Raw genomic sequence first — 23,619 nt, forward strand, 5'->3', positions numbered from 1 at the left:
AGGCATTGCTCTCCCATTGTCGGCGCCAGGCGTCTAACTCGCCTCGCTGACCCCACAGGGCTGATGATTACCGTCGATGGCACTGGCTTCAATCTGCAACACGCTATGGGCTATGCTGAACTTGCTCTGCAGCATCTGCTCCGCAGCGGCGCGACATTTGGCATCATGGGCGGCCAAGGTACAGTGATGTTTCAACACAATATGCGCACCGACCGCGGGGGCATTATCCACCATGGACACGGTAACATTGTGAACACTGGCGACATGGTCAAGCTGAGCCAGCGCCTTTTCCACCCGAGCCGCTTTGGGCAAGGCAGGGGCGGCGCCACGCAAACGCTGCAGGCATTGAAATATCAGGCGCAAGCCAGTCACCAGCACAAATACCGCTATCAACATGCTAAAGAGCACATCCACCTGCTGCCAGCCGGTCAAGACAATAATCACGCTCGCCACCAAGGTAGTGACCGTGGAAAGCAAATCGAAAAAGGTATGTAAAAACACCGCATACACGTTAATGCTTTCTTTGCGGCCCTTATAGAGCACCCAAGCCGCAGTGCCATGGAACACAAAACCCAGCATGGACACCAGCGCCATAATTTGCGGATTCACATCACCGCGTTCATGGCCGTGGTGCAAATCAACAAAGCGATCCGTACCCAAGGTTAAAATGGTCAAACTGATGGCCAGATATAAACTGCCGTTGATAAGCCCGCCAACCAGCTCTGCCTTGTTAAAGCCATCGTTAAAGTTGCGCGCCAGATGAATGGCGATGGACGAAGCCAGAATAGCGATAAACAAGGTGCTGTTATGCACGAACAGGTGTCCGGCATCGGCAAACACCGCCAGGGAATTAGCAAAATACGCCGCCACCAGCTGAATAACCATAAAACTACACGTGATGCTCAAAGCGATAAGCAAGCGTTTACGTGAAGCCTGATGGGTGGTGATGTCGGTCATGGGCGCAAGGTCACTAAAGAGGAGAAATGATATATAGTAGCAATTGTAATTGTTTTGCGACAACATTACACCCGTTTTCCACACTTCACCGCTGCGTATGCTGTAAAATCAGCCATGGTGACATGAGAGACGCGCAACAGCTCCCCAGCCCTGACAAAGTAAAGCGCCGGCACTGGTCCCATTTTCTGGCTCCCCTGACCGTTAGGTGGTAGGCTGAATTTAAAGATAAACTCCCCAATAAACAAAGTGTTGGTTTTTAAACATGGCAACTTCTTCTCTTAAGCATGCCCTGGTCGTAGAAGGCGGCGCAATGCGCGGCATCTTTGCCACCGGCGTACTCGATGCCTGGCTGGCGGCCAATTATCAACCCTTTGATATGTACTTTGGTGTGTCGGCGGGCGCCACTAACATCGCCGCTTTTTTGTGCGCCCAGCACGGCCGTAATTATAAGGTGATCACCGACTACTCCTGTCGCCCCGAATTTATCAGCTATGGGCGCTTTATCCGCGGTGGCCACCTGTTTGATTTGGACTGGTTGTGGCATAAAACCATCAGTGAAATTCGCTTAGACCTGGCGACCTTTGCCAGCCAAAGTGCCCCATTTTATGTGGTAGCGACCAATGTGCACAACGCCCGAGCCGAGTATATTCAAGGCACGGCTGAAAACCTGGAGCAGGTGCTAAAGGCCTCCTGTGCCTTGCCATTGGCGTACAGAGATTACCCCGAATATCAGGGCCAATTCTATACCGATGGTGGCATTGGCGACTCCATCCCCGTGCGCCAGGCCTACGCCATGGGGGCTCGTAAGATCACAGTGATCCTCTCTCAGCCTCTGGGCTATCGAAAAAAACCGGCGAAATTCAACTGGCTCACCCAACGCCTGTTGAAAAACACGCCGGCACTGGCAAAAAGCATGACTAACCGCTGGGCTGACTACAATGCCAGCCTGGATTTTATTATGCAGCCGCCGGGCGACTGTGAGATAGATATTATTGCTCCACCGACTGAGTTTGACATCTCCCGCACCACCCGGGATTTAGCTAAACTCGATGCCGGTTATGCCATGGGGCAAAAAGCCGCACAGGCGTTTATCAGTGCGCCTTAAGCGCCTTCTCTTCCTATTTTCCAGCCTTAATGGCCAATACGACAGGATGTCAGATATGAATAACGCAGTAACTAAACCCACCACCGCATCGACTTATTCTCGAGGGACGTCTCCCTGGCAGGGGCCAGAGCAACACACACTCAGCCTGGCAGAAGCTGTGGCCGACGAATTTGACTTCCCACGGCCCTCCTCTGCCTATCGCACCCTGGACAAGGTGTTCTTTATACTTGCCCTGCTTGCGGTCCCCGTACTGCTCATTGGCATAGGAGTAAGCGTCGGCCTGGCTCTTAGTCATGGCCTGTTTTGGCAAAACATCATAGCCGACAGCCATGCCTGGCAATTTGCCGGTTATTGGTTTGCGGTCGCAATCGTGGCGGCAGTGCCTTGGCTGCTTTCTCACCTCTACCTGCGTTGGCGGTATCGAGAATACCTGAATGCCGGCGGGGATATGCTCTCTCCCGAGGAGCACGTTAATATGCATAGGCTCGACTACAGCACGCTGATCAATTTGCAGCCGCTGCATATCCTATCTTTGCTAGACATGAAGCCGTCACAACGACTGGATAAAGCCCATTTTATTGCCAAGTACCGTTATTACTGGAGCGATACATCCCTGACTTTATATAGCTGGCAACGCTCCTTACTTGGCAAGTTGCTGTGGGGGTTAAATGCCCTGAACTTCTTGATGATATTTTTAGGCTGGCCTTTTATGCTCATCCAGGTGTTGTCAGAGCCGGTCAATACTCCCGCCTATATCGCGCTCTTTCTATTTTCCGCCGCCCTGCCCTTTATCTATAAAAAGACCAAGGTGCGGGTCACGCGCTTTTATCCCTATTTGGTTTTTCATCGCCTTAGCGGCATGGTCGAGCATTACCATAATGAGGTGCTGCAGTGGCGCTGCCACTTTTCCGAGCTGAACGCCTACGCGAATTTTAGCCCGGGCAATCAGACCCAGCCGCCAAGCACCACCTTGGAAATTTACCCGCGCTACCCACAAAAAACGCCTAGACGACGCGTGCCCTTAAGCACCTGGTGCGCCATTAACGTCAGCGCCGCCACCGAGCTATGGGGCGTTTTACAAGCCTTGATGAATATCAATTGCCCCCTGCCCTTGGTGTTGCCGCTTATGGATAAACGCGATAAAGACGACGCCAGTCGCGCTCACGCACAGGCGTTTGCAGAGCTCGCAACTAATGCAACGGGTCCAGACTCCTTTGAGATGACTCCCACGGACGATGGTGCCTATCGGGCCTGGGTTAAAAAACGCCTGACCCAGGAAATAGGTGCTTTTTATTGGCATGTTGGCGAGTTAGATGTGCAACATGAAGAGCAACAAATGGCCGTACACTAAGCTAACTCAACTTAAAAAAAAAGCCGCTCTATTGAGCGGCTAGGACACTGCACCACTGGAGATTTCAGGGTGTAAGTGCAGTAGCTGGTATACCAATTCACTTAAATAGCTAATCATTCTAGCGGGCAAAATATCGTGCTAACTGTGTTGAAATTTTGCTATGTAGGATAACTACATAAGAAAAATTCCGCCCTGTTATCACATCATTTATCCAGCGTTATCTCTGATCACATACTTAAAAGAATTGGTATTACTCCTGGCCATGGCGGATCAGGTAGTCAAAGGCGCCTAGGCTGGCGGTGGCGCCTGAGCCCATGGCAATAATAATTTGCTTAAAGGCGGAGTTGGTAGCATCGCCCGCCGCATACACGCCCTCTACATTGGTGGCACCGCGATTATCCACTTCGATTTCGCCGAATTTTGACAAGGTCACGCCGCTTTCTTTCAACCATTCGGTGTTAGGCACCAAACCGATTTGTACAAATACCCCGGCAATGCTGAGCTGATGCTGCTCGCCCGTGTTGCGATCCGTATAGGCCAGCGCCGTTACCTTATTGCCATCGCCCAGCACCTGTGTGGTTTGCGCGCTTTTAATGATGGTGATATTGGCCATGCTCTGCGCCTTGCGCACCAAGACCTCATCGGCACGCAGGGTATCGGCAAATTCAAGTACGGTGACCTGCTCTACGATATTGGCCAGATCAATGGCCGCCTCAATACCCGAGTTACCACCGCCAATTACCGCCACGGGCTTGCCTTTAAACAAGGGGCCGTCACAGTGCGGGCAGTAGGCCACTCCGCGGCCGCGATATTCGCGCTCACCGGGCACGTTCATTTCACGCCAACGGGCACCGGTGGCCAGGATCACGGCCTTGGCCGTTAAGGTGGCGCCGTTTTCAAGCTCAATGTGGTTGCCATTGTCACTGTAAAGTCGCGATGCACGCTGGTTATCAATCACGTCCACATCATAGTCTTTAACATGCTCCTCAAGCTGGGCCACCAGCTTAGGGCCTTCGGTGGCCTTGACCGAGATAAAGTTCTCAATCGCCAGGGTATCGGCAACCTGGCCGCCAAAGCGCTCCGCCACCACGCCGGTGCGCAACCCCTTACGAGCCGCATAAATGGCCGCGGATGCACCGGCCGGACCGCCACCAACAACCAGTACGTCATAGGGGTCTTTTTCATTTAACAGCTCGGCCTGACGGGCACTGGCGCCTTCGTCCACCTTGGTGAGGATATCGTTTAGGCTGATGGCGCCCTGGCTGAAAACTTCACCGTTTAGGTATACCGTGGGCACCGCCATAATATTGCGGGCCTCCACTTCCTCCTGGAATAAGGCGCCATCGACCATGGTAGTGGTGATCCGTGTGTTCAGTGCCGCCATGGTATTAAGGGCCTGCACCACGCCCGGACAGGTCTGACAGCTTAAGGAGATATAAATCTCAAAATTCAGTTCCTTATCCAGTGCTTTAATTTGCTCAACCTGAGTCGCATCGGCCTTGGTGGCAACGCCACCACTGTGCAGTATGGCCAGTACCAAAGAGGTAAACTCATGGCCCATGGGCACACCGGCAAAGGCGATGGCCGTACCCTGCTCGCCCTTAACCGTCATCGATGGACGGCGGGCTTGTTCGTCGTTATTTGTACTGACGCGAATGCGCTCGCTTAGCGATGCAAGATCATTGGCCAGCGCCTGTAATTCGTTACTTTTGTTCGTGTCGTCGAGGGCAAGAACCAGCTCTATGTCACCCGTCAACGTACTAAAATGGCTTGATAATTGATTTTTAATTGCAGTGTCTAACATGGTTTGCCTCAACAATTTAGAAGAAAAAGGCGGTGTCTCCACCGCCACAGTCTGGCTTATTTAACTCGGACGACTTAGATTTTGCCGATTAAGTCCAGTGAAGGCGCAAGCGTCTCTTCACCTGGCTGCCATGAGGCCGGACATACTTCACCATCGTGAGTGGCGATGTACTGAGCGGCTTGAACCTTACGCAGTAGCTCTGACGCGCTGCGGCCAATGCCCAGGTCATGCGTTTCAACGACCTTGATTTCACCCTCAGGGTTAATCACGAAGGTACCGCGCAGTGCCAGACCTTCTTCTTCAATCATTACCCCGAAATTACGGGTAATTTGACCTGTTGGGTCGCCAATCATAGGGAATTGGATTTTCTTAATGGTGTCTGATGCGTCGTGCCATGCCTTGTGGGTGAAGTGGGTGTCGGTTGATACCGAGTACACCTCTACGCCCATTTCCTGTAGCTTGGCATAGTGGTCCGCCAAATCGCCCAGCTCAGTAGGACATACAAAGGTAAAGTCCGCCGGGTAGAAGAACACGATTGACCATTTACCCAGTAAATCCTGCTCGCTCACCTGAGTGAAATCGCCGTTGTGGAAGGCAGTGGCTGTGAATGGTTTGATTTTAGTGTTGATTAAAGAGTTGCTCATTTTATCCTCTCATTTATCTCAATGATTTAAGTAAATTAGTGCGGGAAGTACCTTGCCCCGCTGGCTTGATTACTAAGATAACGATGAAGGGTTGATAAATAAAATTGATTGTTTAGATTACTTCAATCGTATTTTATGATTGATCTTGGGTGCAAATGATCTGCCCCTTTATTTTTCAGGGTTATCCACTCACAAAATTCAGGGCAAATCATGGCCATGAGCCAGCACAAACTAGGCTAGCTCGCTGGGTAAAGCCATTATTCTATGCTAGATTGACAAGTCTCTTCTTTAGAAACAAAGCAACAAGATGCCGCTTATGATCAAGAACACCCTTATTCTCGCCTTAGCCATAAGTGTGGCGGCTTGTCAGGATGAACCTGAGGCCACTAAATCAGCCCAAATGCCTGCCAAAGCAAACACGGTGGAGGATGCCAAAACCAAGCCTGTGCCAAGTGCATTCAACCCGGCCGGTAATTATGTCAGCGGCGAATACCACAAACGCGACCAAGGTTATGACTGGATGGCGGTACAGGTGAGCCAAAGCGGCCCCGAGCAAATCAATGTATCAATACGCTCTCGTATCGATAGAAAGCGCCCGACCTGTACCTACACGGACACGGCACAGCGATTAAGCGATACCCGCTATAAGGCCGAAACCCAGGGCACCGCCATACTCTTTGACTTCAATGAGCAAGGCATTGAAATCAACACAGAACAGCCAGAAGCCGAAGGCATGCTTAATTTCTTCTGCTCCGGCGGTGGCTCGATTAAGGGCGGCTACAGCAAGCTGAGTGAGCCTTTGGATAACAGCCAGCTGGACCAAAGCATATTCAATAAAACTATGGTGTTACAAGGCATTGGCTTTAATGTCACGTCTTTTAAGGGCGAAGGTGAAAACCGGCTAACCATAGCGCCCTTTGGCTTATCCATCAGCAATGAGGCGGTCAGCCATGGAATTAATGGCCGTGTGGTGGGCGCCGAGATTGAAGACTTAAACTCCGACGGCTCTCCCGAGCTCTTGGTCTTTACCCAATCCGATGGCAGTGGCAGTTATGGTGAGGTGATCGGCTATTCGGTGAATAACAAAAAGTCCATGAGCCAGATTTATTTTCAACCCGTGACCGAGCAGCCTAAGATCAGCGCCGGCTACATGGGCCATGATGAGTTCGCCATCGTAGAAACCTCTCTGGTGCAGCGTTTCCCTGTTTATGGCGAAAGCGACACCAATGCCGGACAAACGAAGAAAATGCGTCAGGTGCAGTACAAGCTGGTCGATGGCGAAGCTACGCGCCGCTTTGTTATCGATAAGGTGGTGGAGCTGGATTTACCTCAGTAAATGGCTTTACTTAGAGAGCCTTTGGCTGCGGGCGGGGCGTTTGCCGATAGATCTTGTGGCGTTGGGCGACGAGCGACCCAAGCAAGGCTTCGCAGCGCAAATCTAAACGGGAGGAGCCTGATAGTCTGCGTTTTTTAGTGAATGGGTATAGCTAAAAACTGATATCAACGCCGTTGGAAGGGCATACAAGCCAACGGCTTGGCTGTACCGCGCAGACCCGAAGGGCTGGAGAAAACTTGACAACCTTGCTAGGCATTTCTTTCCAAATCATCCGTATACTTTTTAAGCCCTTCAGCGTACCACTTTAGAACGAGTATTTCCCTTTTTGAAGGCTTTTTCATCCATGAGAAAGGCTTTCTATGGTTAGGGAACATGAACTTAAGAGGCATAACCAACAAGGTAATAACACCAAAGCCAGAGACAAGTGCACCCAATCCAAAAAACAGAATTAGCACCCACAACTTTGGTGATAAAGCTGTGTATGGGCCAACCAATATTTCTGGGCCAAATAACTTAACTGCAACAGCTTCACCACCGTATATACCAGCTACACCTGCGGATAATGTAATCCCAATGGTAACCACAAATAATAGAACTCTTTGAATCAACATTTCAGATGCCTAATAGGTTATTAGTAATTCCTTACAAGGTAGCTTACCTTGCAAGCTTGATACCTTCCACGGTACACGATTCACTTTAACTGGACTATATTAAGGTGCATGGTGGCGCGCTAAAAACTGCACGTCAAAGTTCATTAGGGTGCGAATTTCACCAGGGTGTGGTTTTCACCGGCAAGCTCGGTTTCAATAATTTGCGAAATGACATTCCAGTCACCACCCGCCAACCCAGCGCCAATTAGAGGGTAGCCAAAGCGAGAGCCACTGAACTCTTTTTTAAGCCGCGAAAAGACACTTTGGATTGCTTGGTAGTCTGCTTTTACACCGCGTCCATGCCAATTAAACTGGGTGTAAGCATTGATGACAGTTATGGTGTTACCGTTTCTTTCAACACTGGCTTGAGAATAAGTACCCAGTTTTTGTTTTGAACCTTTTTCAGTATTCAGGTCGGCCTTGAATGCTTCAGGAAATTCAGCTTTTATTGCTTTTGCAATACCTGCCCCCATGGTGCAAAAACAATTGCACCCATGAATGATGACATCAAATTCACCAGCCAGGGCGAGCTTAATTAAATCACCTTCTAGGATTTTCATTATTACTCCCTGGCATCAGAGGCTTGTTTCACAGTTCCACCTTAACACCTTATTATGCTGAGCTTTATCTATGCCATTAACTTGAGTGCGATATAGGGTGTGAGGTTTAAAAGCAATATACCGAGTTTATAATTACCCATGAAATTAAAGTATATACGTGGTAATTCGGAAGGCGCGACATCTGCAATTTTACTGTGAAGATTAATAGTGAAATCTTTAAATACCAAAATAAAAAATGCGGACAGCAAATAAAAAGCCAGATTTATTACCGTACACCAACCGAAAAAAACAGTAAGTTCATTTACACCGAGCATAATTTATATCTCCGTTGTTTGGGTTCAGCCTAACGCGCCGCTAAGGGGCTGCACTTTAGCGCGTCCCCATCACCTTGAGGGCAAAGTCCGACATAACTTCAGCACCTTATTAAGTGATAAATTCATGATTTTCCTTAATGTAATTTGCCAGGTCCCAAGCCTTGGACCTTAAAAAACAAAACCTTTCATCTTTTTCTTTGCTTGATTGGATCCAAACATCATTAAATGAACCCAGCCCGCCATAGCCAGCCAACAAATGCTCTATCCCTGAAAAGTCAGACTTTTTTAATCGGGTTTCAGCAAGGAGCAAAAATTTAACCCAATGCTCTTGGTCATCTTCTGATGTTAACTGCCGAAGCTCGGTTAACACTTCAATTAATTGATTCGTTTTTTCACCCATACATATCACGCCATGTTAGCTATCTTGTTCCAGCTCTGCTCTGAGGCTAGCTATGGTATATTGACTGAATACGCGAATGCCCTCACGTTCTAGTAATGCGGCCGTTACTCCCAAACCATCTACTTTAGTGCCGCTAAATGTACCATCGTAGATTTTTGCACTACCGCAGGAGGGGCTGCCCTCAGCGAGCACCGCGTACTTTATTTGTTGTTCTTGGCATAGCTTCAACGCATTTTTGGCGCCAGCAATAAACTGATGAGTGACATCAATACCATCGTTGCCAACAACACTCGCAGCACCTTGCAGGACGTCAGCTCCTTGACCTGCGATTATTTCAGCCTGGGCTCTGGGAATGGGTAAACCTGCCGAGACCTCGGGACAAAAAACCACAAGTTCGACACCTGATTGCAGCCAATTTAAATCAGACTCTGGTACAGATAAGCAACTCGCATTGTAGCGAACCTTGTTTCCAAGCAAACACGCACTGACTAACACCTTTTCCAAGTGTAGCTCCTTAAATTTAAAAAATAGCTAACGCGGCGGATCGCCTTGTTATAAATTATTTTGGTGCTTTGTCGCCCCAACCAAAACACCCCCATCAAAGTCTTCAATGTAAGCAAACACGTTATCATCTCCCTGATACGAAACGCGCGCTAGCGGTTTGCATGGGCAAAGAGGCAATTAAACTTTCTAACCAGGCCGATAACAAGGGCCACCACTAGGGTAACAACCACAAACTGGCCAATAAAAAGAAGCGCGAGCTTAGGCCAAAAACTCACTTCTTCTGTGAATAAAGGGTGCCACACATGGACCAAGGTCACATTTCCGGGAAACAGCAATGCCTGAATTCCAGGCATGGGGCCGCCCCAGAATTCCCACAGATTCCAACTGAGAGTAAAGGCAATTGCGCCAACTACAAGGGCAACAATGCCGGCATAGATGGCGAGGGTAAGAGTGTTAACTTGAGTCATTGTGCTAGCGATCTATCGGCCGTGATACTCAAAGAGGTTATTTTCTAAGCCATACAGCTCCTTGGTGCCTGTTAAGCTAAAGCCGATACTTTCCAATAAGTGCATGGATCTTAGGTTATTGGGAGCGGTAACGGCTAAAATAGTGTGCATGCTATGCTCAGCCACAGCTTGTTTTAACACGGCTTCGGCCGCCTCCCGGGCGTAGCCCTTGCCACAAAATTCGGGGAAAAACGCGTAGCCCAAATCCGGGTAATCCAACTCTTCTCTTTTTAATAACCCGCACATGCCTATGGCTGTTGATTCACCTTTTAACTGCACCAGGTTCAGGCCAAAACCATGGTTTTTGTAACTGGCTATTGGGCCATTCGTTAGATGATTTATCGCATCTTGGTGCGTACGAACATTTTTATCCGCGATATAACGTATAAAGGACTCGTCATTGAGTAAGCGCAAGATAAAGTCGGCATCACCCAAATCCAGTTGCCTGATGATTAATCTTTCGGTTTCACAGAGCACGGTCATTGGTAAACCCCTCACACATCCAGCATAGAAAAATGATGACTGGCAATATTAAAGCCCTCACGCAGATAAAAACGGTGGGCGGGGAAGCGCTGGACACCCGAGTCGAGGTGGATTTGCGTGCATTGATGGGCCTTAGCGTAGTTCTTAAACCAGCTTATCAGGAAATGTCCGACGCCCTGGCTGCGACAGGCGCTATTGGTTACCAGGTCGTCGATATAAATGCATTTGCCCCAGGCGAGTTTCTCTGTGACCACAAAGCCGGCCACCGCCAAAATTCCGCTATCGGCTTGCACATATACTAGCTGGTAACCCTGGGCCAGTTGTTTTTTCACCTGCGCCGCCAAGGTTTCCAGTGTATATTGGCCACGCAACTGCAATAAGACTTCAAGTACCTCAGAATGCTCTCCTGGGTAATCCTGATCTTGGGTTAAAAAATGAACCTGCATATCCCTATCCCCTTCTTATTAATTTGCTTAATCCTTAAGCTAACAGCACCTTGCAGCGCTGGCAATTGCCCAATAAAAGCAGGCGGAAAGATTATTGAACTTAGTGCCCGCTGGCACGTACAATTGGTAGGTTGCTAATTTGCGGAGTTATTTGTGGCTATTGAGCGCTATGTAAATCATATTCAACTGGGTTATTTGGGTTTGTTGCCCTTTTTGGCCATGCAGGGCTGGACCTTATTATCCGGTCAGGGCGAGTCGGTTGCGCCTTTATTTATCTATTACAGTATCGCCATTGTCAGCTTTTTAGCCGGTCAGCTGTGGCGCCCGGGCAATCAGCCCCACGGCCACGCCATTGCCGCCATAGTGCCAATTTTACCCATTCCGCTGTTGGCGTTAGGCAACAGTATTTTCACCCTGGCCTGGCTCAGTGCCAGCTATTGGCTGGTGTTGCTGTTTGAGGTCAAGGCGCCCGCCTGGCAAGAGCACCATAAGGACTATCGCAAGATGCGCTTTGTGCTGACTTCCGTGGTGTTTGTAACCCACCTGCTGATGATCGCCAGCCTTCTCGACTGAACCCTTAGACAGTCCGGCGCCTATGCATTACACTGCGCCGGCCTAACAGAATACGAGCAAAATTATGATAGATGCCCTGCGCCGCGCCCTGGATGAGATCGGTGAAATTTACATTGAAAAAAATGCCGCCTTTAAGGTGAAAGTAATCCCGTTTTTCTGCGCGGTAAACATTAAAAAAGACCACAAGCGTGAAGGCAAACTCACTTTCTACAGCAATCAACTGCTGGAAATTGCCATGGTTTTGCTGTTTATCATGTTTGGCGCCACCATTTATAACCCGGAGTTGGGCTTCACTCATGGTCCGGTGCATTTTGCCATTGCTGCCCTGATTGCCTTGCATGTGATTATTCGCCAAATCGCCATCGAATCACTCAAGGCGCGTTTATATGCAGCCGGGGCTCTGCGCCGCGACGAGCCGCAGCCACAAGGTGAATAAGTAATCATGTATTTGCAGCGCAACTGGCGGGTGTTAACCGTAGGCGATGGCGATCTCACCTTCACCAAGGCTTTATTGGATTTCTACCCGGCGTCGCAATTACACGGCAGTGTGTACGACAGCGAAACAACGCTGCGCGATAAATACCAGCACCACGGCATAGATGCGCTGCGCGCCGCAAAGGTCAGCCTTGATTTTGAATTTGACGTCACCGCCACCGAAAGCTGGCAGCGCCTGGGTGAAAAGCGCTTCGATCTGGTTATTTTCCAATTTCCGCTGTTAAGCCAGCTCGGCTCAGAGCAGGCCTTTGCGGCGGCAAAACAAAACGGCGGCTTGAATATTCTCAATCGCGCCCTGTTGCACCAGTATCTGCTCAACAGCGCTCGTTATGCCCTCGCCCCTCAAGGCGCGGGCCTGTGCTATATCACCTCCAAAGACGTTAAACCTTACAGTCATTGGGGCTTAGACCATGCCTTAACATCGCATACGCCGATGCACTTCTTAGGTGAGCAGCAATTTGATTTACGCCGTTTCCCAGGCTACAAGGTGCGTAATGTCGACCGCGACAAGCATGTTAAAGACACACTAGGCATTACCTACACCTACGCCCTCAATGCCGACAGCGAAATAAGCGCGCATTGCCATCGCCGCCATCATCTTGATGACCCCCACTGCTGCCTGCTGTGCCGCGCCGGCCCGTTTCAAAGCGAGCGAGACCGCGAGGGCCATCTTAACTCCAAACAACATCGCCATATGCAAGGCTATGACAGCCAATGGCAACGCTGGCTAGCGGACTTTCATAAAAACACCGACTAAGCGTTAACGCTTGCCAGCATGGTGCCAACGCTTGCTTGCATGGTGTTAACGCTTGCTCGCACAGTTTGAACACTTGCTTACATATTGACCCTTGCACTCGAGTGCCGCTGTTGGCACTGTAGTAGAAATAATGCGAACTATTAGAGTTGATCATGAAGGGATTTCTACACACAGCACTGTTGGCCAGCCTGCCATTGGCTTTTATGGCAACGCCCGTGGCGGCCGCATCCGTTCAGGGGGAACCATTCCAAGCTCTGAGCATAGATCTTGATTTTAATATCAGTCGTACACCGCTGAGCGCCGATCTCACGCCTCATCCGGGCAAGGAAATCGTGGTCTTTGGTCGCAATGAAGCCAAGGCCCATCAAGTGGCGGTGCTGGCTGTGATCGATGGCAGGCTACAACAGGTGGACCGCTTTGCCATCGGCGAAGAGTATTTCGCTTACGATATCAGTGAGCAGGAAAAGAGCGAGCACACGCTATACTTTTTAGCCCATGATCATGTCGGTCGCTATCAGTATCCACAGCAACAAGGCGAACCACGCCTGTTTGCCTTTGCCGATGTGTCTTCTATTTATCGCATTGAGCGCAGTAACTTTATGCGCCAAATCGACTTTATCCATGACTTTAATAACGATGGCGACAGCGACATCATGCTCGCGGATTTCACCGACTTGCATGTATGGCTTTCACAACACGAAGGTGGCCATAAAAAGGTGAGCCTGGATATTGGCAGCCACAGCGTACTCAATGGCGTCGAACTTAACGCCTCACCGGCGCAGGTATTTACCTTAGATCTTAACCAAGACGGTCGCCTTGATATCGCCAATTTGCACGAGGGCAAGCTGCACCTTTACTACGCCCACGGCCGCCATTTTGAACATCAGCAACTGGCGATCCGTGGTGGCATCTACAGCATAGATTGGTGGGATCAGCTCGATGATGATGGCCAGCCCCTTGACCAAAGCGACCTTAGGTACCGCAAATTAGAGCGTTTTGAAGATATCAATGGCGATGCCATTCCTGATTTAGTGGTGCGCTACACCAAGAGCTCCGGGGTGTTCGATAGAAGCAATGATTACGAAATTTATTACGGCAGTTTGGATAAACAACGCCAACTAAGCTACGCCAATAAAGCAGATACCACGGTCAGCGCCGAGGGCACCTTAACCGATCTGCAACTGCAGGATATCGACGGCGATGGCCGCCTGGAAGTGATGGTCGCCAGCTTTGAGCTCGGGGTATCGCAAGTGATATCAGCCTTGCTCGCCAGCAGCATAGATCAGGATATTCTGCTGTATTGGCAAAACACCCAGGGCCAGTTCCCGAAAAAGCCGTCATTGGACTATGAAACGGAAATGAACTTCAGCATCAGCAAGGGCCGCGCCAGTCAACCCTTGGTCATGCTCGCCGATATCAATGGCGATGGCCGCAAAGACCTGCTGTTCTCCGAAGATAACGACACCCTGGTCTATCGCCTTAACCAAGGCCAGCAGGCCTTTGCCCGCAGCCAAAAGCAAAAACTCGCCCTGCCCCAATCCGGCAGCCATATTAGCAGCACGGATATCAACGACGACGGTAAAAGTGACCTGCTGCTCTATTACGGCCAGCTCGATAAGCCCGAACTCAAGCGCCGCTTAAGCCTGTTGTTTGCCCGCTAACTCAGATTTTTTGGCCCTCACTCAGGGCGCTTCAGGCAGCGCTGTTGATTTAAAAACAGCGCTTGTTCATCCTCGCTACTCTTTAATAACTCACTGAACTTGGGTAAATTAGCCCTAATTTATGCCGTTTTGACGGCACTGGATACCACTTAAAGTCGGTATTTCAATAATAACTACAACGGGATTTCACTATGGGTTTAGTCCGAACCGGATTAATGATAATAATGCTGGCACTGCTCAGCGGCTGCTCCAGCATATCGCAGCAGCAGTGCGAACGGGGGGACTGGTTCGATATCGGCTTCAGTCATGGTCAGCAGGGTCGCTCCTTGGCCAATGGTAAAAACATTATTTACGACTGCCTCGAATATGGTGTGCGCCCAACCCTGGAAGACTATAAGCGCGGGCACCAGGAAGGCCTGAAAGATTACTGTGAGCCGGAAAACGCCTTTACCCAAGGCCTTAATGGCAGAGACTATAATCCCATTTGTCGCAGCGAAGAATTTCGCCTCGCCTGGCAACAAGGCCATGACAGATACGTGGTGAACCGCCATCGCCATGAAATATCCTCGCGCCTCAACCAGATTGACGACGAACTGAAACACATTCACTGGCAGTTGCACTCTGAGGAGCTCACCCGCGAGCAGCGCCGCGAACTTAAACACCGCCGCCATCGCCTGGAGCATGAACAGGACGACTTACGTCGCGAGCGCGCCCTGCTACCCATACTGGATAATAAGCTAGAGCTGCATATCCACTGATGCTGCCATCTCCACCCGCGTAATGTGCTCCAAATGGCTATAAATGCACTCGAACAGCAGCCGGTGTCCGGCGCTGTTAGGGTGCACGCCATCGGCGGTCAAGAGCCCAAACCCGCCCCGACTATTGGAAAACAAGGCCGCAACATCGATAAGCGGCACCGAGGTATCCTCGGCCAACTGCGCCAAGGCCTGATTATAACTGGCTATATCCTTATTCAGGCGGCGCTTACCTAGGTTATTGGGAACACCATCCAAGTATTGGGCAACGGGCAGAATATTGATCAATATCGGCTGTACGCCCAACTCCTGGGCATGTTCGATACAGATGCGCAAATTGCTTATAAAACGCGCTAGGGGTACGCTGTGCTGCTGCGCCGTAATCGCCACATCATTAGCGCCATAAGCCAGGGTAACAAAGGTGCGCTGCGGCGCAGCCATATGCGGCGCAGCCATACGCGGCGCGAGCTCATTCGCAAAGCGCTGCACCAGACCATCGCTGGTCTCTGCGCCTATGCCCATATTGAACACACAGGTTTCGGCCCGTGAGCCGGTCACAAAGCGACAAATTTCTCTCGCTTTTAACCTGTCAACCCAGCCGCCTGCCGCCGCGTCGTTTTCGCCCCGGGTAATACTATCGCCAAAACAAATGATATGAGTCACGATATTGCCTCCAAAAATTAAGCCAGCCGTTAGGCACCGTTAAAATGCCAAGGTCTGACCGTCATCGGGGATCAGCACGCGCTCGCCCAGATCGGCATCCAGCATCGCCTCACCCAGTTGTAAACGGGTTACCGGGCAGTGATCCAGCGCTTCCAGGTGGTTGGCTATCACCTGACCACGAGCGATGGATGCCAGCTCCAACACATCCTCGGCACCCATAATGATTTCGCCACCAAAATCAAAACGGGCACCACCTGCCGGAGCAATGATCACATCGGGCTGTCGGGATTGCACAAAGTCGATAATGGTCTCTGTCAGCAGGGTATCGCCGGTGATATAGACGCTGGGCTCCCCCGGCATTTCAATGTAATAACCAACGCCATGGGCCATCAGCTTCCCCACTAAGCCATGACCATGAACACAGGGCACCAACTCTATAAGCCCGCCGGCAAAGGCATTAGCTGAGCGCGATGACAAGGGCATCACATGCAAACCCCGCTTTTTTAAAAACGCCTCATCGGCGTTAGAGGCCAGCACCGGAAGTTGCTTTTGCCTTAACCAGCGCACCGCGGCACGGTCCAGATGATCAAAATGCCCTTTTTGACAATGGGTGATCAAGCAGTGAGTGACCTTGACCAGTAACTCCTCGCTGTTATCCGGCAACTCCACCAGTGGGTTTTTGCGCCGCTTTACTCCCAGGTATTTAAGCGCTGGCGCCTTGCCCTGGGGCGCCAGCATGGGGTCCACCAATAGGGTCACTTGTTTATATTCAATGATCACTGTGGCATTACGTATTTGGGTAATTTTCATTGGCGTGCTCGAAAAAGTAACAATGACCTTATTGTATTTCGCCATCGCGGCACCTAATATGGCCAACTAAGTCACAATTAATGCAATTATTGCCAACTATGCGTATAGGTCTTGTTGTTTACCCCGGCTGCATCCCCTCGGGCCTGATGGCCTTTGCCGAAATACTCACCGCGTGCAATCAGAGAACGCAGCAACGCACCTTCGAATGTGTCTTTACCAGCGTCGACGGCACCCCCGTCACCCTGACCTTGGCCTCTCAGGGCCCCAGCATCACTATTGAGCCCCAAACCAGCCTTGCCGAGGGCCAGTTTGATGCCCTTTTATTGCCCGGCTTCTGGGCCAGCTCGGAGCAGGATTGCGCAAAAGCGCTGGCGGTAAATCGCGAGCTGATCGACACGCTCAGTCGGCTGGCGTCAACGACCCAGCTCTGGGGCTACTGCTCCGCGGTGTGTCTGCTGGCCGCCAGCAGGCAGCTGGAAGGCCGCCGCGCCACCGCCACCTGGTGGTTAGCCCAATACCTTAGCACCGCTTTTACAGGCGTTAATTGGCAATTTAACGACACCCAGGTAGAGGACCAAGAGTTAATCACCGCCAGTGGCGTCCAGGGCTATCTGGCCATTGCCAATACGCTGATCCAGAATCATTGTGGCGCCGCTATTCTCGCCGAAATCAATAAACTCATGGTGATCGCCCGACCTCAAAAAGCAGCCTTGCCTTGGCAGCGTATCGAGATGATAAAATCAAAATCGCCAGAAGTGGCACGTGCCTATCGCTGGGTTGAACAAACGCCGGCGCAGGATTTAACCCTGAACAATTTCGCCGCTGCACTGAATATGTCGACCCGCACCCTGGCGCGGCGCATCGCTAACGGCACGGACGCATCGGCGGCGCAATTTATGCGTTTGGTAAAAATTCAGCAGGCGTGCGATCTCATCACCTACCAGGGTTTGTCGGTGAAGGAGGTAGTAAATCGATTGGGCTATGGCGATGAAACCTCGTTCCGGCGCACCTTTAAGCAAGTTACCACCCTAACTCCGGCGCAATATCGCCAACTGATCGCCTAAAACAACGTCCTAAAATCAAGCAATAAAAAAGGCCGCTAGGCGGCCCTTGGTTAGGAAAGATTTTTCTCTAAAGTCTGTTAACCATAGAATTTAGAAGCCCAGCACTAAGGGGGCCAGGGTTAAGGTCACCAGGGTGATAAGACCAATTGCTATTAGGTTCAGCGCAAAACCGGCGCGTATCATGTCTTTGATCTTGAGCTCGCCTGAGCCAAAGACGATGGCATTAGGTGGCGTGGCCACCGGCATCATAAAGGCACAACTGGCAGCGATGGCTGCGGGGATCACCCACACCAAAGGCGTGCCGGTAATGGACTCGGCCACCGGGCCAAGCAATGGCAAGAAACCGGCGGCGGTCGCCGTATTACTGGTGATCTCGGTTAAGAAGGTGATAAGCGCGGTAACGATTAAAATCCCCAATGCCAGTTCCATGGCCCCGGCGCCACTGAGCATATTGGCAATGTAGTCGGCCAGGCCCGATGACTTAATCTTGGCCGCCAGGGTTAAGCCCCCGCCGAACAACAATAAGATCCCCCAAGGCACCTTGGCGGCGCTGTCCCAGTCAAGAATACGCTCCTCACTGTCTTTTTTGGCGGGCAAAATAAACAGCAACAGCGCTGCGGCAATGGCAATACCGGTGTCGGAAATAGCCAGCCCGGTGGCCTTGGCCAGCAAGGGGCGCAATACCCAGCTGACGGCGGCAAGTGCAAACACGGCTAATACGCCTTTCTCCGCCCGTGACATGCTACCCAGTGCTGCAAGCTGTTGCTTAAACATGCCTCGGGTTTCCACCTGGGCCGCAGTTTTATCCACCTTGTACATCACCTTGGTGAGCCACAGCCAGGTCAAGGCCAGCATCACCACAGACAGCGGCACACCAATCAACATCCAGGTGGCAAAACCAATTTCTATGTTATAGCTGTCGGCCAAATAAGCGGCCATCAGCGCATTAGGCGGGGTGCCGATCAGCGTGGCAATACCGCCGATACTGGCTCCATAGGCGATAGATAAGAGCAGCGCCTTGCCAAAGTTATCGCACTCGCTGCCGTTATCGCGCAGTAAATGAACGACAGAAAGCGCTATGGGCAACATCATCACCGCAGTGGCGGTATTCGACATCCACATGGATAAGAATGCAGTAACCAGCATCATGGCCATAATCTGGGTGCTGGGTTTGCTGCCCGCCAACAACAAAGTAGTTAGAGCAATACGCTTATGCAGGCCCCAGCGCTCCATCGCGATGGAAAGCAAGAAGCCACCTAAAAACAGATAGATAAGCGGATGCGCATAGGGCGCGGCTACGGCCTTAATGGAGGCAATATCGGCTAGGGGCACCACCACCAAAGGCAACAGGGAGGTCGCCGGAATGGGCACCACCTCGGTGACCCACCAAGAGGCCAGCCACACGGTTAAACCTGCTGTGCGCCAGGCCGCCACCGACATGCCGCTCGGCGGGTCGATTAAACAGGTCAGCAGCATCACCAGGGGCCCTAGCCATAAGAAGACCAGGCGATTGATTTTATTTGGTTTGTTTTCGGTCATTTGTTGCTCCCCTTAGAACATATACTTTAGACCCAAAGCGGTGCTGGTGTCATCGCTGGTATCGAGTTCCAATTGGCTGGCAAGGAGATAAAAGGTGGTTTGCTTGTCGACCACATAGTCGACGCCCACCGTAAACTGCTCGGCATCGCCCTCATGGCGCAGGCCACTGTCATCGCGGCTGTATTGCAACTTGGGCTGCCAGGCGTCGCTGAGCCAGTAGCGCGCGCTCAGTACCAGGCCATCGCCCTCTTTATCGCCGGCCAGGTTTTCACTGCGCTGGACTATGGCGCCCAGTTGCAGCTGCTGCCAGCGATAGGCGGCCGTTACCCGAGTGGCCTGTAAATCACCCAAAGCATCGGAGTAGCTCAAGGCAACAAAATAAGGGGTGCGCTTAAGCGCACGGTCGCCATAGCTTAATAGCGCCGCAACACCATTGTCTTCGCTGTTGCTGTCATCTTTAGGAACCCAGGTTACCGCTGCCGCCCAAAGCCCAAACTTCGGCGTGCTGTAGGTGATGCTGTCGCCAACCCGAGATTGCCCGGCCAATACCTGAGCGATATCGCCCTGCGTTTCGTTAAACTGATCAACCTTGCCCTCGGAGTATTTAAAGCGGGTGTCGTTGCGTCCCACCAGCACTGTGCCATATTGAGATTGCACGCCGACATAGGTGTTACGGGCGGAAAATGGATCATTGGTTGAGTCGCCATCAAACCCCTTCACCTGTACCTCGTATTTAAAAACTAATTGGGTGGTGTCGTTGAGGGCATGCTGACCCTTGACGCCGATGCGCGAAAAAGGTGCATCTATCTGGGTGCCTTCCTCGGTATAGCGCATCACCCCTTTATCGGTGTGGGCAATCTGCACCTCGGCCTTGCCATAGATATCATAGTCGGCCGCGTGGGCCGTGGTGGCTCCAGCCATAAGCATGGCGGCGCTGGTAAATGTAAGTTGTTTTATCATTGCTGTATCCTACTTGTTGTTAACAAAGACACATACAAAAACCTAACCAACTTTTTAAAACGCTATTTTACAATGACTTACCAATAAACCAGCGAAAAAGACCAAGATAAATGTGCGGATTTCCGCACACAGAATTACGTATTTATCACCAAACCCACACACAGTTTAGGTGTACATGGTGCGCTGTAGTGCATACTTGGCCATCTTGTCGTACAAGGTTTTACGCGGTATCTGCAACAAGGCCATCGCCTCTTTAATACTGCCTTGACTTTGCGCCAGGGCATCCTCGATCAGTGACTGCTCGTAATAGGCCACCTTTTGCGCCAGACTTAACACTTCCTGTTCCTGTGTGCCAACGGATTGCTGCGCCAACTGCTCTCCCAGCAGCAAGGTGCGCTCGGCATGATTACGCAGCTCGCGCACATTGCCCGGCCAGTCATACTGCATTAACCGACCACGCAACTCCTCACTGAGCGGCTGGGTAGGCTTATGAAAGCGGGTCGCAGCAATGGATAAAAAGTGCTGATACAAAAGCGGAATATCCGCCTTACGCTGGCGCAGCGCCGGGATCGGTACCTTCACCAGATTCAAGCGAAAATAGAGATCGGCGCGGAACTGCCCGGCATCGACCAGGGTTTGTAAATCCACCTTGGTGGCGGCCACCACGCGAATATCCAGCTCAATGCCCTGATTGCTGCCCACCGGCGTCACCTGGCGCTCTTCCAGCACCCGTAGCAGTTTCACCTGCAAGCTTGGCGACATGGCCTCGATTTCATCTAAAAAAACCGTGCCGCCGTTGGCATAGGTAAACTTACCCTCGCGGGCCTGATTGGCGCCGGTGTAAGCACCACTGGCGGCCCAAACAACTCGCTTTCGATCAATTGCTCGGGAATGGCACCACAGTTAATGGCGACAAAGTGATGTTTGGCACGCTGACTTTGCTCATGCAGATAACGGGCGACCAGCTCCTTGCCGGTGCCGGTTTCCCCTTCAATAAGGACATCTGCCGGGGTGTCTATTACCGCATCGAGTAGTTGCATCATCTGCTGCATTTGCTGGGTCTCGCCCAAGATTCTCACCCCGGGGGCCGATTGTTTTTGCACCTGGCGTTTTAATTCGCGGTTTTCCAACACCAGGGTGCGCTTGTCCAAGGCGCGCGCCAGGCAATCGAGCAGCTGCTCGGTAATGGGCTTTTCAAAGAGATCATAGGCCCCCAATTGCATGGCCTTCACCGCGATACTGACATCGGCATAGCCAGTAAGAAAGATCACCGGCAGCTCAGAGTCAAATTGCTGCACCTGCTGCAAAAAACTGATGCCATCCATATTCGGCATGCTGATATCGCTAAGCACCACCCCGGCGAAACTGCGATTAAGACTATGCAAGGCCTTGCTAGCATCGTCAAAACATTGCACCCGATAGCCTTCGAGTTCGAGCAATTGTTGCAGCGAATGACGAATGCTGGCTTCGTCATCAATAACGTAAATGGTTTTTTCTCGGCTCATAGCTGTGGCTCTTGTTGGTGCAGGCTAAGCAAAAACTCGGCGCCACCATCGTGGTGATTATGAGCGCTGAGATTACCCTGAAAAGATTCGATAATTTGTTTTGAAATTGACAACCCCAAGCCTAAACCATGTTCCGACTTGGTGGTATAGAAGGGTTCGAAAATGGTGCTTAAGGCATGTTGGTCGATGCCAGGGCCATTATCGATAATGGACAAGTACACCTTGCCCTCCTTGCTGCTCGCCTCCAGGCGCAGCCATTTATCCTGAGCGTGCTCCATGGCCTGACAGGCATTGGAGAGCAGATTTACCAACACCTGCTCAAACTGATAAGGGTCGACCCACACGGGTACCTCAAGTCCGGACTCCTGCACGCTGACATGGTGTTTTTTAAGCTCGGGGCCGACCACCAAGAGGGCGTTTTGTACGCTTTGTTGTAGCGAGATGCGTTGCATCTTCACCGGACGCTTTTGACTGAAGGATTTAAGTTGGGCTGCAATGGCGTGCACGCGGCGGATCAATTGCTCAATCAATTGCAGGTTTTCCATCGCCTTATCCGGCTCGGCGCGCATCAACAGGCGCTTGCAGGCGGCCACATAAGCACTCATGGCACTAAGCGGCTGATTGATTTCATGATTCACACTGGCGCTCAACTGACCTATGGTCGCCAGCTTGGTGGCGCGAATAAGCGCGTCCTGCGCCTGCTCCAACTCCTGGGTGCGCTCATGCACCTGCTCTTCCAGGGAGCGTTGGCTAAACAAGAGTTGCCGGTAGCCAGCGACCTTGACCGAGAGATATTCGATCAACACTATCAAGAGTAAGAGCAGCAACATGGCTAGTCCAAGGCGCGCCGCATGCACCTCATTAAACGGCACTATGGGACTGAGCATCAAGAGTCGGTAGGAGGTATCCGCCAGGGTCGAGCTACTGACCAGATACCGGCGCTGCTTGGTGATCAACTGGCCACTGGGCTGGGAGTCAAACTGAGGTTGGTCCGACAACCAGCGCCAATCAAGGGGATTAATGGCTTGCCCTAAAAACTGCTGTGACTGTGCGACTTGCTGCTGCTTCTTGGCGCTAAGCGCTTTGCTGGCGCGCAATTGCCAGTCGGGATTATCGGAGAGCAACACCACCTCATTGGCATCAAGCAGCGCGAAATGGCTTTTTTCCCCCGTATCCAAACGGGCCTTATCGGTTTCAAATTTACTGGCGTTGACCTTAAGCGCAATTACGCCTCGACCGCCACCAACAAAATCCACCGCCTTGGAAAAATAAAAACCGCGGCGCATGGAGCGTTGCCCGAGGGCAAAATCAATCACGGTTTCCCCGGCCATGGCCCGGTCAAAATAAGGACGAAAGGCAAAGTTATTGCCCTTATAACTGTGCGGCAGATGTGAGTTACTGCTGGCTACCACTGTCCCTTCGGCATTGAGTAGGTAGATATCGGAGGCGCCGCTGGCCTGTTGCACATCGCTTAGATAGCGGTCGGCAACGTTGCCCTCTTGAGCACTTTTAAGGGCCTGTTGCACTAAGGTGCTCTCACTTAAAAACGCAACGATAGTGCTATAGCGGCCAAATTCGCTTTGGATATAATCCTTCAAAGCCGAAGCATGACGGGCGGTACGCTCCTTATTTTGCTCCAGTAACTGCTCCTGCGTCAGGGTATGGGTCAGCCCAAGGCCGAGCACAAACAAGAGCCCATAAGCAGCAAACTTTATTAACTGATGCGACACCCAATTCTCCTGCGGCGAAAACCAATAACGAATCCCGCAGTGTAACA

Annotated in this window: 25 protein-coding genes and 1 pseudogene; 9 read left to right on the top strand and 17 right to left on the bottom strand. The window is 51.3% G+C overall.

The window, feature by feature from the left end; all coding sequences use genetic code 11:
- Nucleotides 1-33: 33 nt before the first annotated feature.
- Nucleotides 34-957, bottom strand: coding sequence for a cation diffusion facilitator family transporter (locus C2M24_RS09060; RefSeq protein ID WP_105214565.1), 924 nt, complete (start codon nucleotides 955-957; stop codon nucleotides 34-36).
- A gap of 262 nt (nucleotides 958-1,219) precedes the next feature.
- Here C2M24_RS09060 and C2M24_RS09070 point away from each other — a divergent pair, with 262 nt between their 5' ends.
- Together C2M24_RS09070 and C2M24_RS09075 are read left to right on the top strand one after the other, a co-directional pair.
- The gene (locus C2M24_RS09070) at nucleotides 1,220-2,062 is read left to right on the top strand and encodes a patatin-like phospholipase family protein (RefSeq protein ID WP_105214349.1); all 843 of its coding nucleotides are present in this window, start codon (nucleotides 1,220-1,222) and stop codon (nucleotides 2,060-2,062) included.
- Nucleotides 2,063-2,117: 55 nt separating this feature from the next.
- On the top strand, nucleotides 2,118-3,413 hold the full coding sequence (locus C2M24_RS09075; RefSeq protein WP_158683741.1) for a hypothetical protein: 1,296 nt from the start codon (nucleotides 2,118-2,120) through the stop codon (nucleotides 3,411-3,413).
- Nucleotides 3,414-3,663: 250 nt separating this feature from the next.
- Here the strand turns inward: C2M24_RS09075 and ahpF are convergent, their stop codons facing one another.
- On the bottom strand, nucleotides 3,664-5,217 hold the full coding sequence (ahpF, locus tag C2M24_RS09080; protein ID WP_105214353.1) for an alkyl hydroperoxide reductase subunit F: 1,554 nt from the start codon (nucleotides 5,215-5,217) through the stop codon (nucleotides 3,664-3,666).
- A gap of 74 nt (nucleotides 5,218-5,291) precedes the next feature.
- The gene (gene ahpC, locus C2M24_RS09085) at nucleotides 5,292-5,861 is read right to left on the bottom strand and encodes an alkyl hydroperoxide reductase subunit C (protein WP_105201571.1); all 570 of its coding nucleotides are present in this window, start codon (nucleotides 5,859-5,861) and stop codon (nucleotides 5,292-5,294) included.
- Nucleotides 5,862-6,177: 316 nt separating this feature from the next.
- Between ahpC and C2M24_RS09090 the strand changes: the two genes are divergently transcribed.
- A complete protein-coding gene (locus tag C2M24_RS09090) occupies nucleotides 6,178-7,197 on the top strand; it encodes a PliI family lysozyme inhibitor of I-type lysozyme (protein WP_158683742.1) in 1,020 nt (339 codons plus the stop codon).
- A gap of 248 nt (nucleotides 7,198-7,445) precedes the next feature.
- Here C2M24_RS09090 and C2M24_RS09095 read toward each other — a convergent pair whose 3' ends face one another.
- The 8 genes from C2M24_RS09095 to C2M24_RS09130 form a co-directional block, all read right to left on the bottom strand.
- Entirely contained in the window at nucleotides 7,446-7,808 is a 363-nt protein-coding gene (locus tag C2M24_RS09095; protein WP_105214357.1) for a hypothetical protein, read from the bottom strand.
- A gap of 143 nt (nucleotides 7,809-7,951) precedes the next feature.
- Entirely contained in the window at nucleotides 7,952-8,407 is a 456-nt protein-coding gene (locus tag C2M24_RS09100) for a macro domain-containing protein (RefSeq protein WP_105214359.1), read from the bottom strand.
- Between the two features lie 68 nt (nucleotides 8,408-8,475).
- Nucleotides 8,476-8,721 carry a DUF6868 family protein gene (locus C2M24_RS16290; protein WP_105214361.1) on the bottom strand — a complete coding sequence of 82 codons (246 nt, stop codon included), beginning with the start codon at nucleotides 8,719-8,721 and terminating at the stop codon, nucleotides 8,476-8,478.
- 109 nt (nucleotides 8,722-8,830) lie between these two features.
- Nucleotides 8,831-9,121, bottom strand: a complete 291-nt coding sequence (locus tag C2M24_RS09110; protein ID WP_105189144.1) for a DUF6966 domain-containing protein — start codon at nucleotides 9,119-9,121, stop codon at nucleotides 8,831-8,833.
- Between the two features lie 15 nt (nucleotides 9,122-9,136).
- The gene (locus C2M24_RS09115) at nucleotides 9,137-9,625 is read right to left on the bottom strand and encodes a DUF523 domain-containing protein (protein WP_105214363.1); all 489 of its coding nucleotides are present in this window, start codon (nucleotides 9,623-9,625) and stop codon (nucleotides 9,137-9,139) included.
- Nucleotides 9,626-9,774: 149 nt separating this feature from the next.
- Nucleotides 9,775-10,092 carry a hypothetical protein gene (locus C2M24_RS09120; protein WP_105214365.1) on the bottom strand — a complete coding sequence of 106 codons (318 nt, stop codon included), beginning with the start codon at nucleotides 10,090-10,092 and terminating at the stop codon, nucleotides 9,775-9,777.
- Nucleotides 10,093-10,104: 12 nt separating this feature from the next.
- On the bottom strand, nucleotides 10,105-10,614 hold the full coding sequence (locus C2M24_RS09125; RefSeq protein WP_105214367.1) for a GNAT family N-acetyltransferase: 510 nt from the start codon (nucleotides 10,612-10,614) through the stop codon (nucleotides 10,105-10,107).
- A gap of 11 nt (nucleotides 10,615-10,625) precedes the next feature.
- Entirely contained in the window at nucleotides 10,626-11,060 is a 435-nt protein-coding gene (locus tag C2M24_RS09130) for a GNAT family N-acetyltransferase (protein ID WP_105214369.1), read from the bottom strand.
- A 159-nt stretch (nucleotides 11,061-11,219) separates the two neighbouring features.
- On the opposite strand from C2M24_RS09130, the gene C2M24_RS09135 reads away from it, so the two are divergent.
- The 5 genes from C2M24_RS09135 (at nucleotide 11,220) to C2M24_RS09155 (ending at nucleotide 15,304) form a co-directional block, all read left to right on the top strand.
- Complete coding sequence (locus tag C2M24_RS09135) at nucleotides 11,220-11,633, top strand: DUF3429 domain-containing protein (protein WP_105214566.1); 414 nt, start codon at nucleotides 11,220-11,222, stop codon at nucleotides 11,631-11,633.
- A 64-nt stretch (nucleotides 11,634-11,697) separates the two neighbouring features.
- On the top strand, nucleotides 11,698-12,069 hold the full coding sequence (locus C2M24_RS09140) for a hypothetical protein (protein ID WP_105214371.1): 372 nt from the start codon (nucleotides 11,698-11,700) through the stop codon (nucleotides 12,067-12,069).
- Between the two features lie 6 nt (nucleotides 12,070-12,075).
- Nucleotides 12,076-12,885, top strand: a complete 810-nt coding sequence (locus C2M24_RS09145; RefSeq protein ID WP_105214373.1) for a Rossmann-like fold-containing protein — start codon at nucleotides 12,076-12,078, stop codon at nucleotides 12,883-12,885.
- Between the two features lie 152 nt (nucleotides 12,886-13,037).
- A complete protein-coding gene (locus C2M24_RS09150; protein WP_105214375.1) occupies nucleotides 13,038-14,546 on the top strand; it encodes an FG-GAP repeat domain-containing protein in 1,509 nt (502 codons plus the stop codon).
- Nucleotides 14,547-14,737: 191 nt separating this feature from the next.
- On the top strand, nucleotides 14,738-15,304 hold the full coding sequence (locus C2M24_RS09155; RefSeq protein WP_105201583.1) for a DUF2799 domain-containing protein: 567 nt from the start codon (nucleotides 14,738-14,740) through the stop codon (nucleotides 15,302-15,304).
- Here the strand turns inward: C2M24_RS09155 and C2M24_RS09160 are convergent.
- Together C2M24_RS09160 and C2M24_RS09165 are read right to left on the bottom strand one after the other, a co-directional pair.
- Nucleotides 15,284-15,964 carry an SGNH/GDSL hydrolase family protein gene (locus C2M24_RS09160; RefSeq protein WP_158683743.1) on the bottom strand — a complete coding sequence of 227 codons (681 nt, stop codon included), beginning with the start codon at nucleotides 15,962-15,964 and terminating at the stop codon, nucleotides 15,284-15,286. The genes C2M24_RS09155 and C2M24_RS09160 overlap by 21 nt on opposite strands.
- 39 nt (nucleotides 15,965-16,003) lie before the next feature.
- A complete protein-coding gene (locus C2M24_RS09165) occupies nucleotides 16,004-16,819 on the bottom strand; it encodes an MBL fold metallo-hydrolase (RefSeq protein WP_199775701.1) in 816 nt (271 codons plus the stop codon).
- 35 nt (nucleotides 16,820-16,854) lie between these two features.
- Here C2M24_RS09165 and C2M24_RS09170 point away from each other — a divergent pair, with 35 nt between their 5' ends.
- Nucleotides 16,855-17,838: a GlxA family transcriptional regulator gene (locus C2M24_RS09170; RefSeq protein WP_105214381.1), complete on the top strand. Its 984-nt coding sequence runs from the start codon at nucleotides 16,855-16,857 to the stop codon at nucleotides 17,836-17,838.
- A gap of 90 nt (nucleotides 17,839-17,928) precedes the next feature.
- Here C2M24_RS09170 and C2M24_RS09175 read toward each other — a convergent pair whose 3' ends face one another.
- From C2M24_RS09175 to C2M24_RS09190, 4 genes and pseudogenes are all read right to left on the bottom strand, one after another.
- Complete coding sequence (locus C2M24_RS09175) at nucleotides 17,929-19,377, bottom strand: SLC13 family permease (RefSeq protein WP_105214383.1); 1,449 nt, start codon at nucleotides 19,375-19,377, stop codon at nucleotides 17,929-17,931.
- Between the two features lie 12 nt (nucleotides 19,378-19,389).
- Nucleotides 19,390-20,337 carry a porin gene (locus C2M24_RS09180; protein ID WP_105214385.1) on the bottom strand — a complete coding sequence of 316 codons (948 nt, stop codon included), beginning with the start codon at nucleotides 20,335-20,337 and terminating at the stop codon, nucleotides 19,390-19,392.
- 165 nt (nucleotides 20,338-20,502) lie between these two features.
- Nucleotides 20,503-21,842: pseudogene (locus tag C2M24_RS09185) on the bottom strand (sigma-54-dependent transcriptional regulator).
- Complete coding sequence (locus C2M24_RS09190; RefSeq protein ID WP_158683744.1) at nucleotides 21,839-23,572, bottom strand: sensor histidine kinase; 1,734 nt, start codon at nucleotides 23,570-23,572, stop codon at nucleotides 21,839-21,841. The pseudogene C2M24_RS09185 and the gene C2M24_RS09190 overlap by 4 nt, the downstream one beginning before the upstream one ends.
- Between the last annotated feature and the right edge of the window lie 47 nt (nucleotides 23,573-23,619).

The organism is Pseudoalteromonas sp. T1lg22, from assembly GCF_002964645.1.
GTDB lineage: Bacteria > Pseudomonadota > Gammaproteobacteria > Enterobacterales > Alteromonadaceae > Pseudoalteromonas.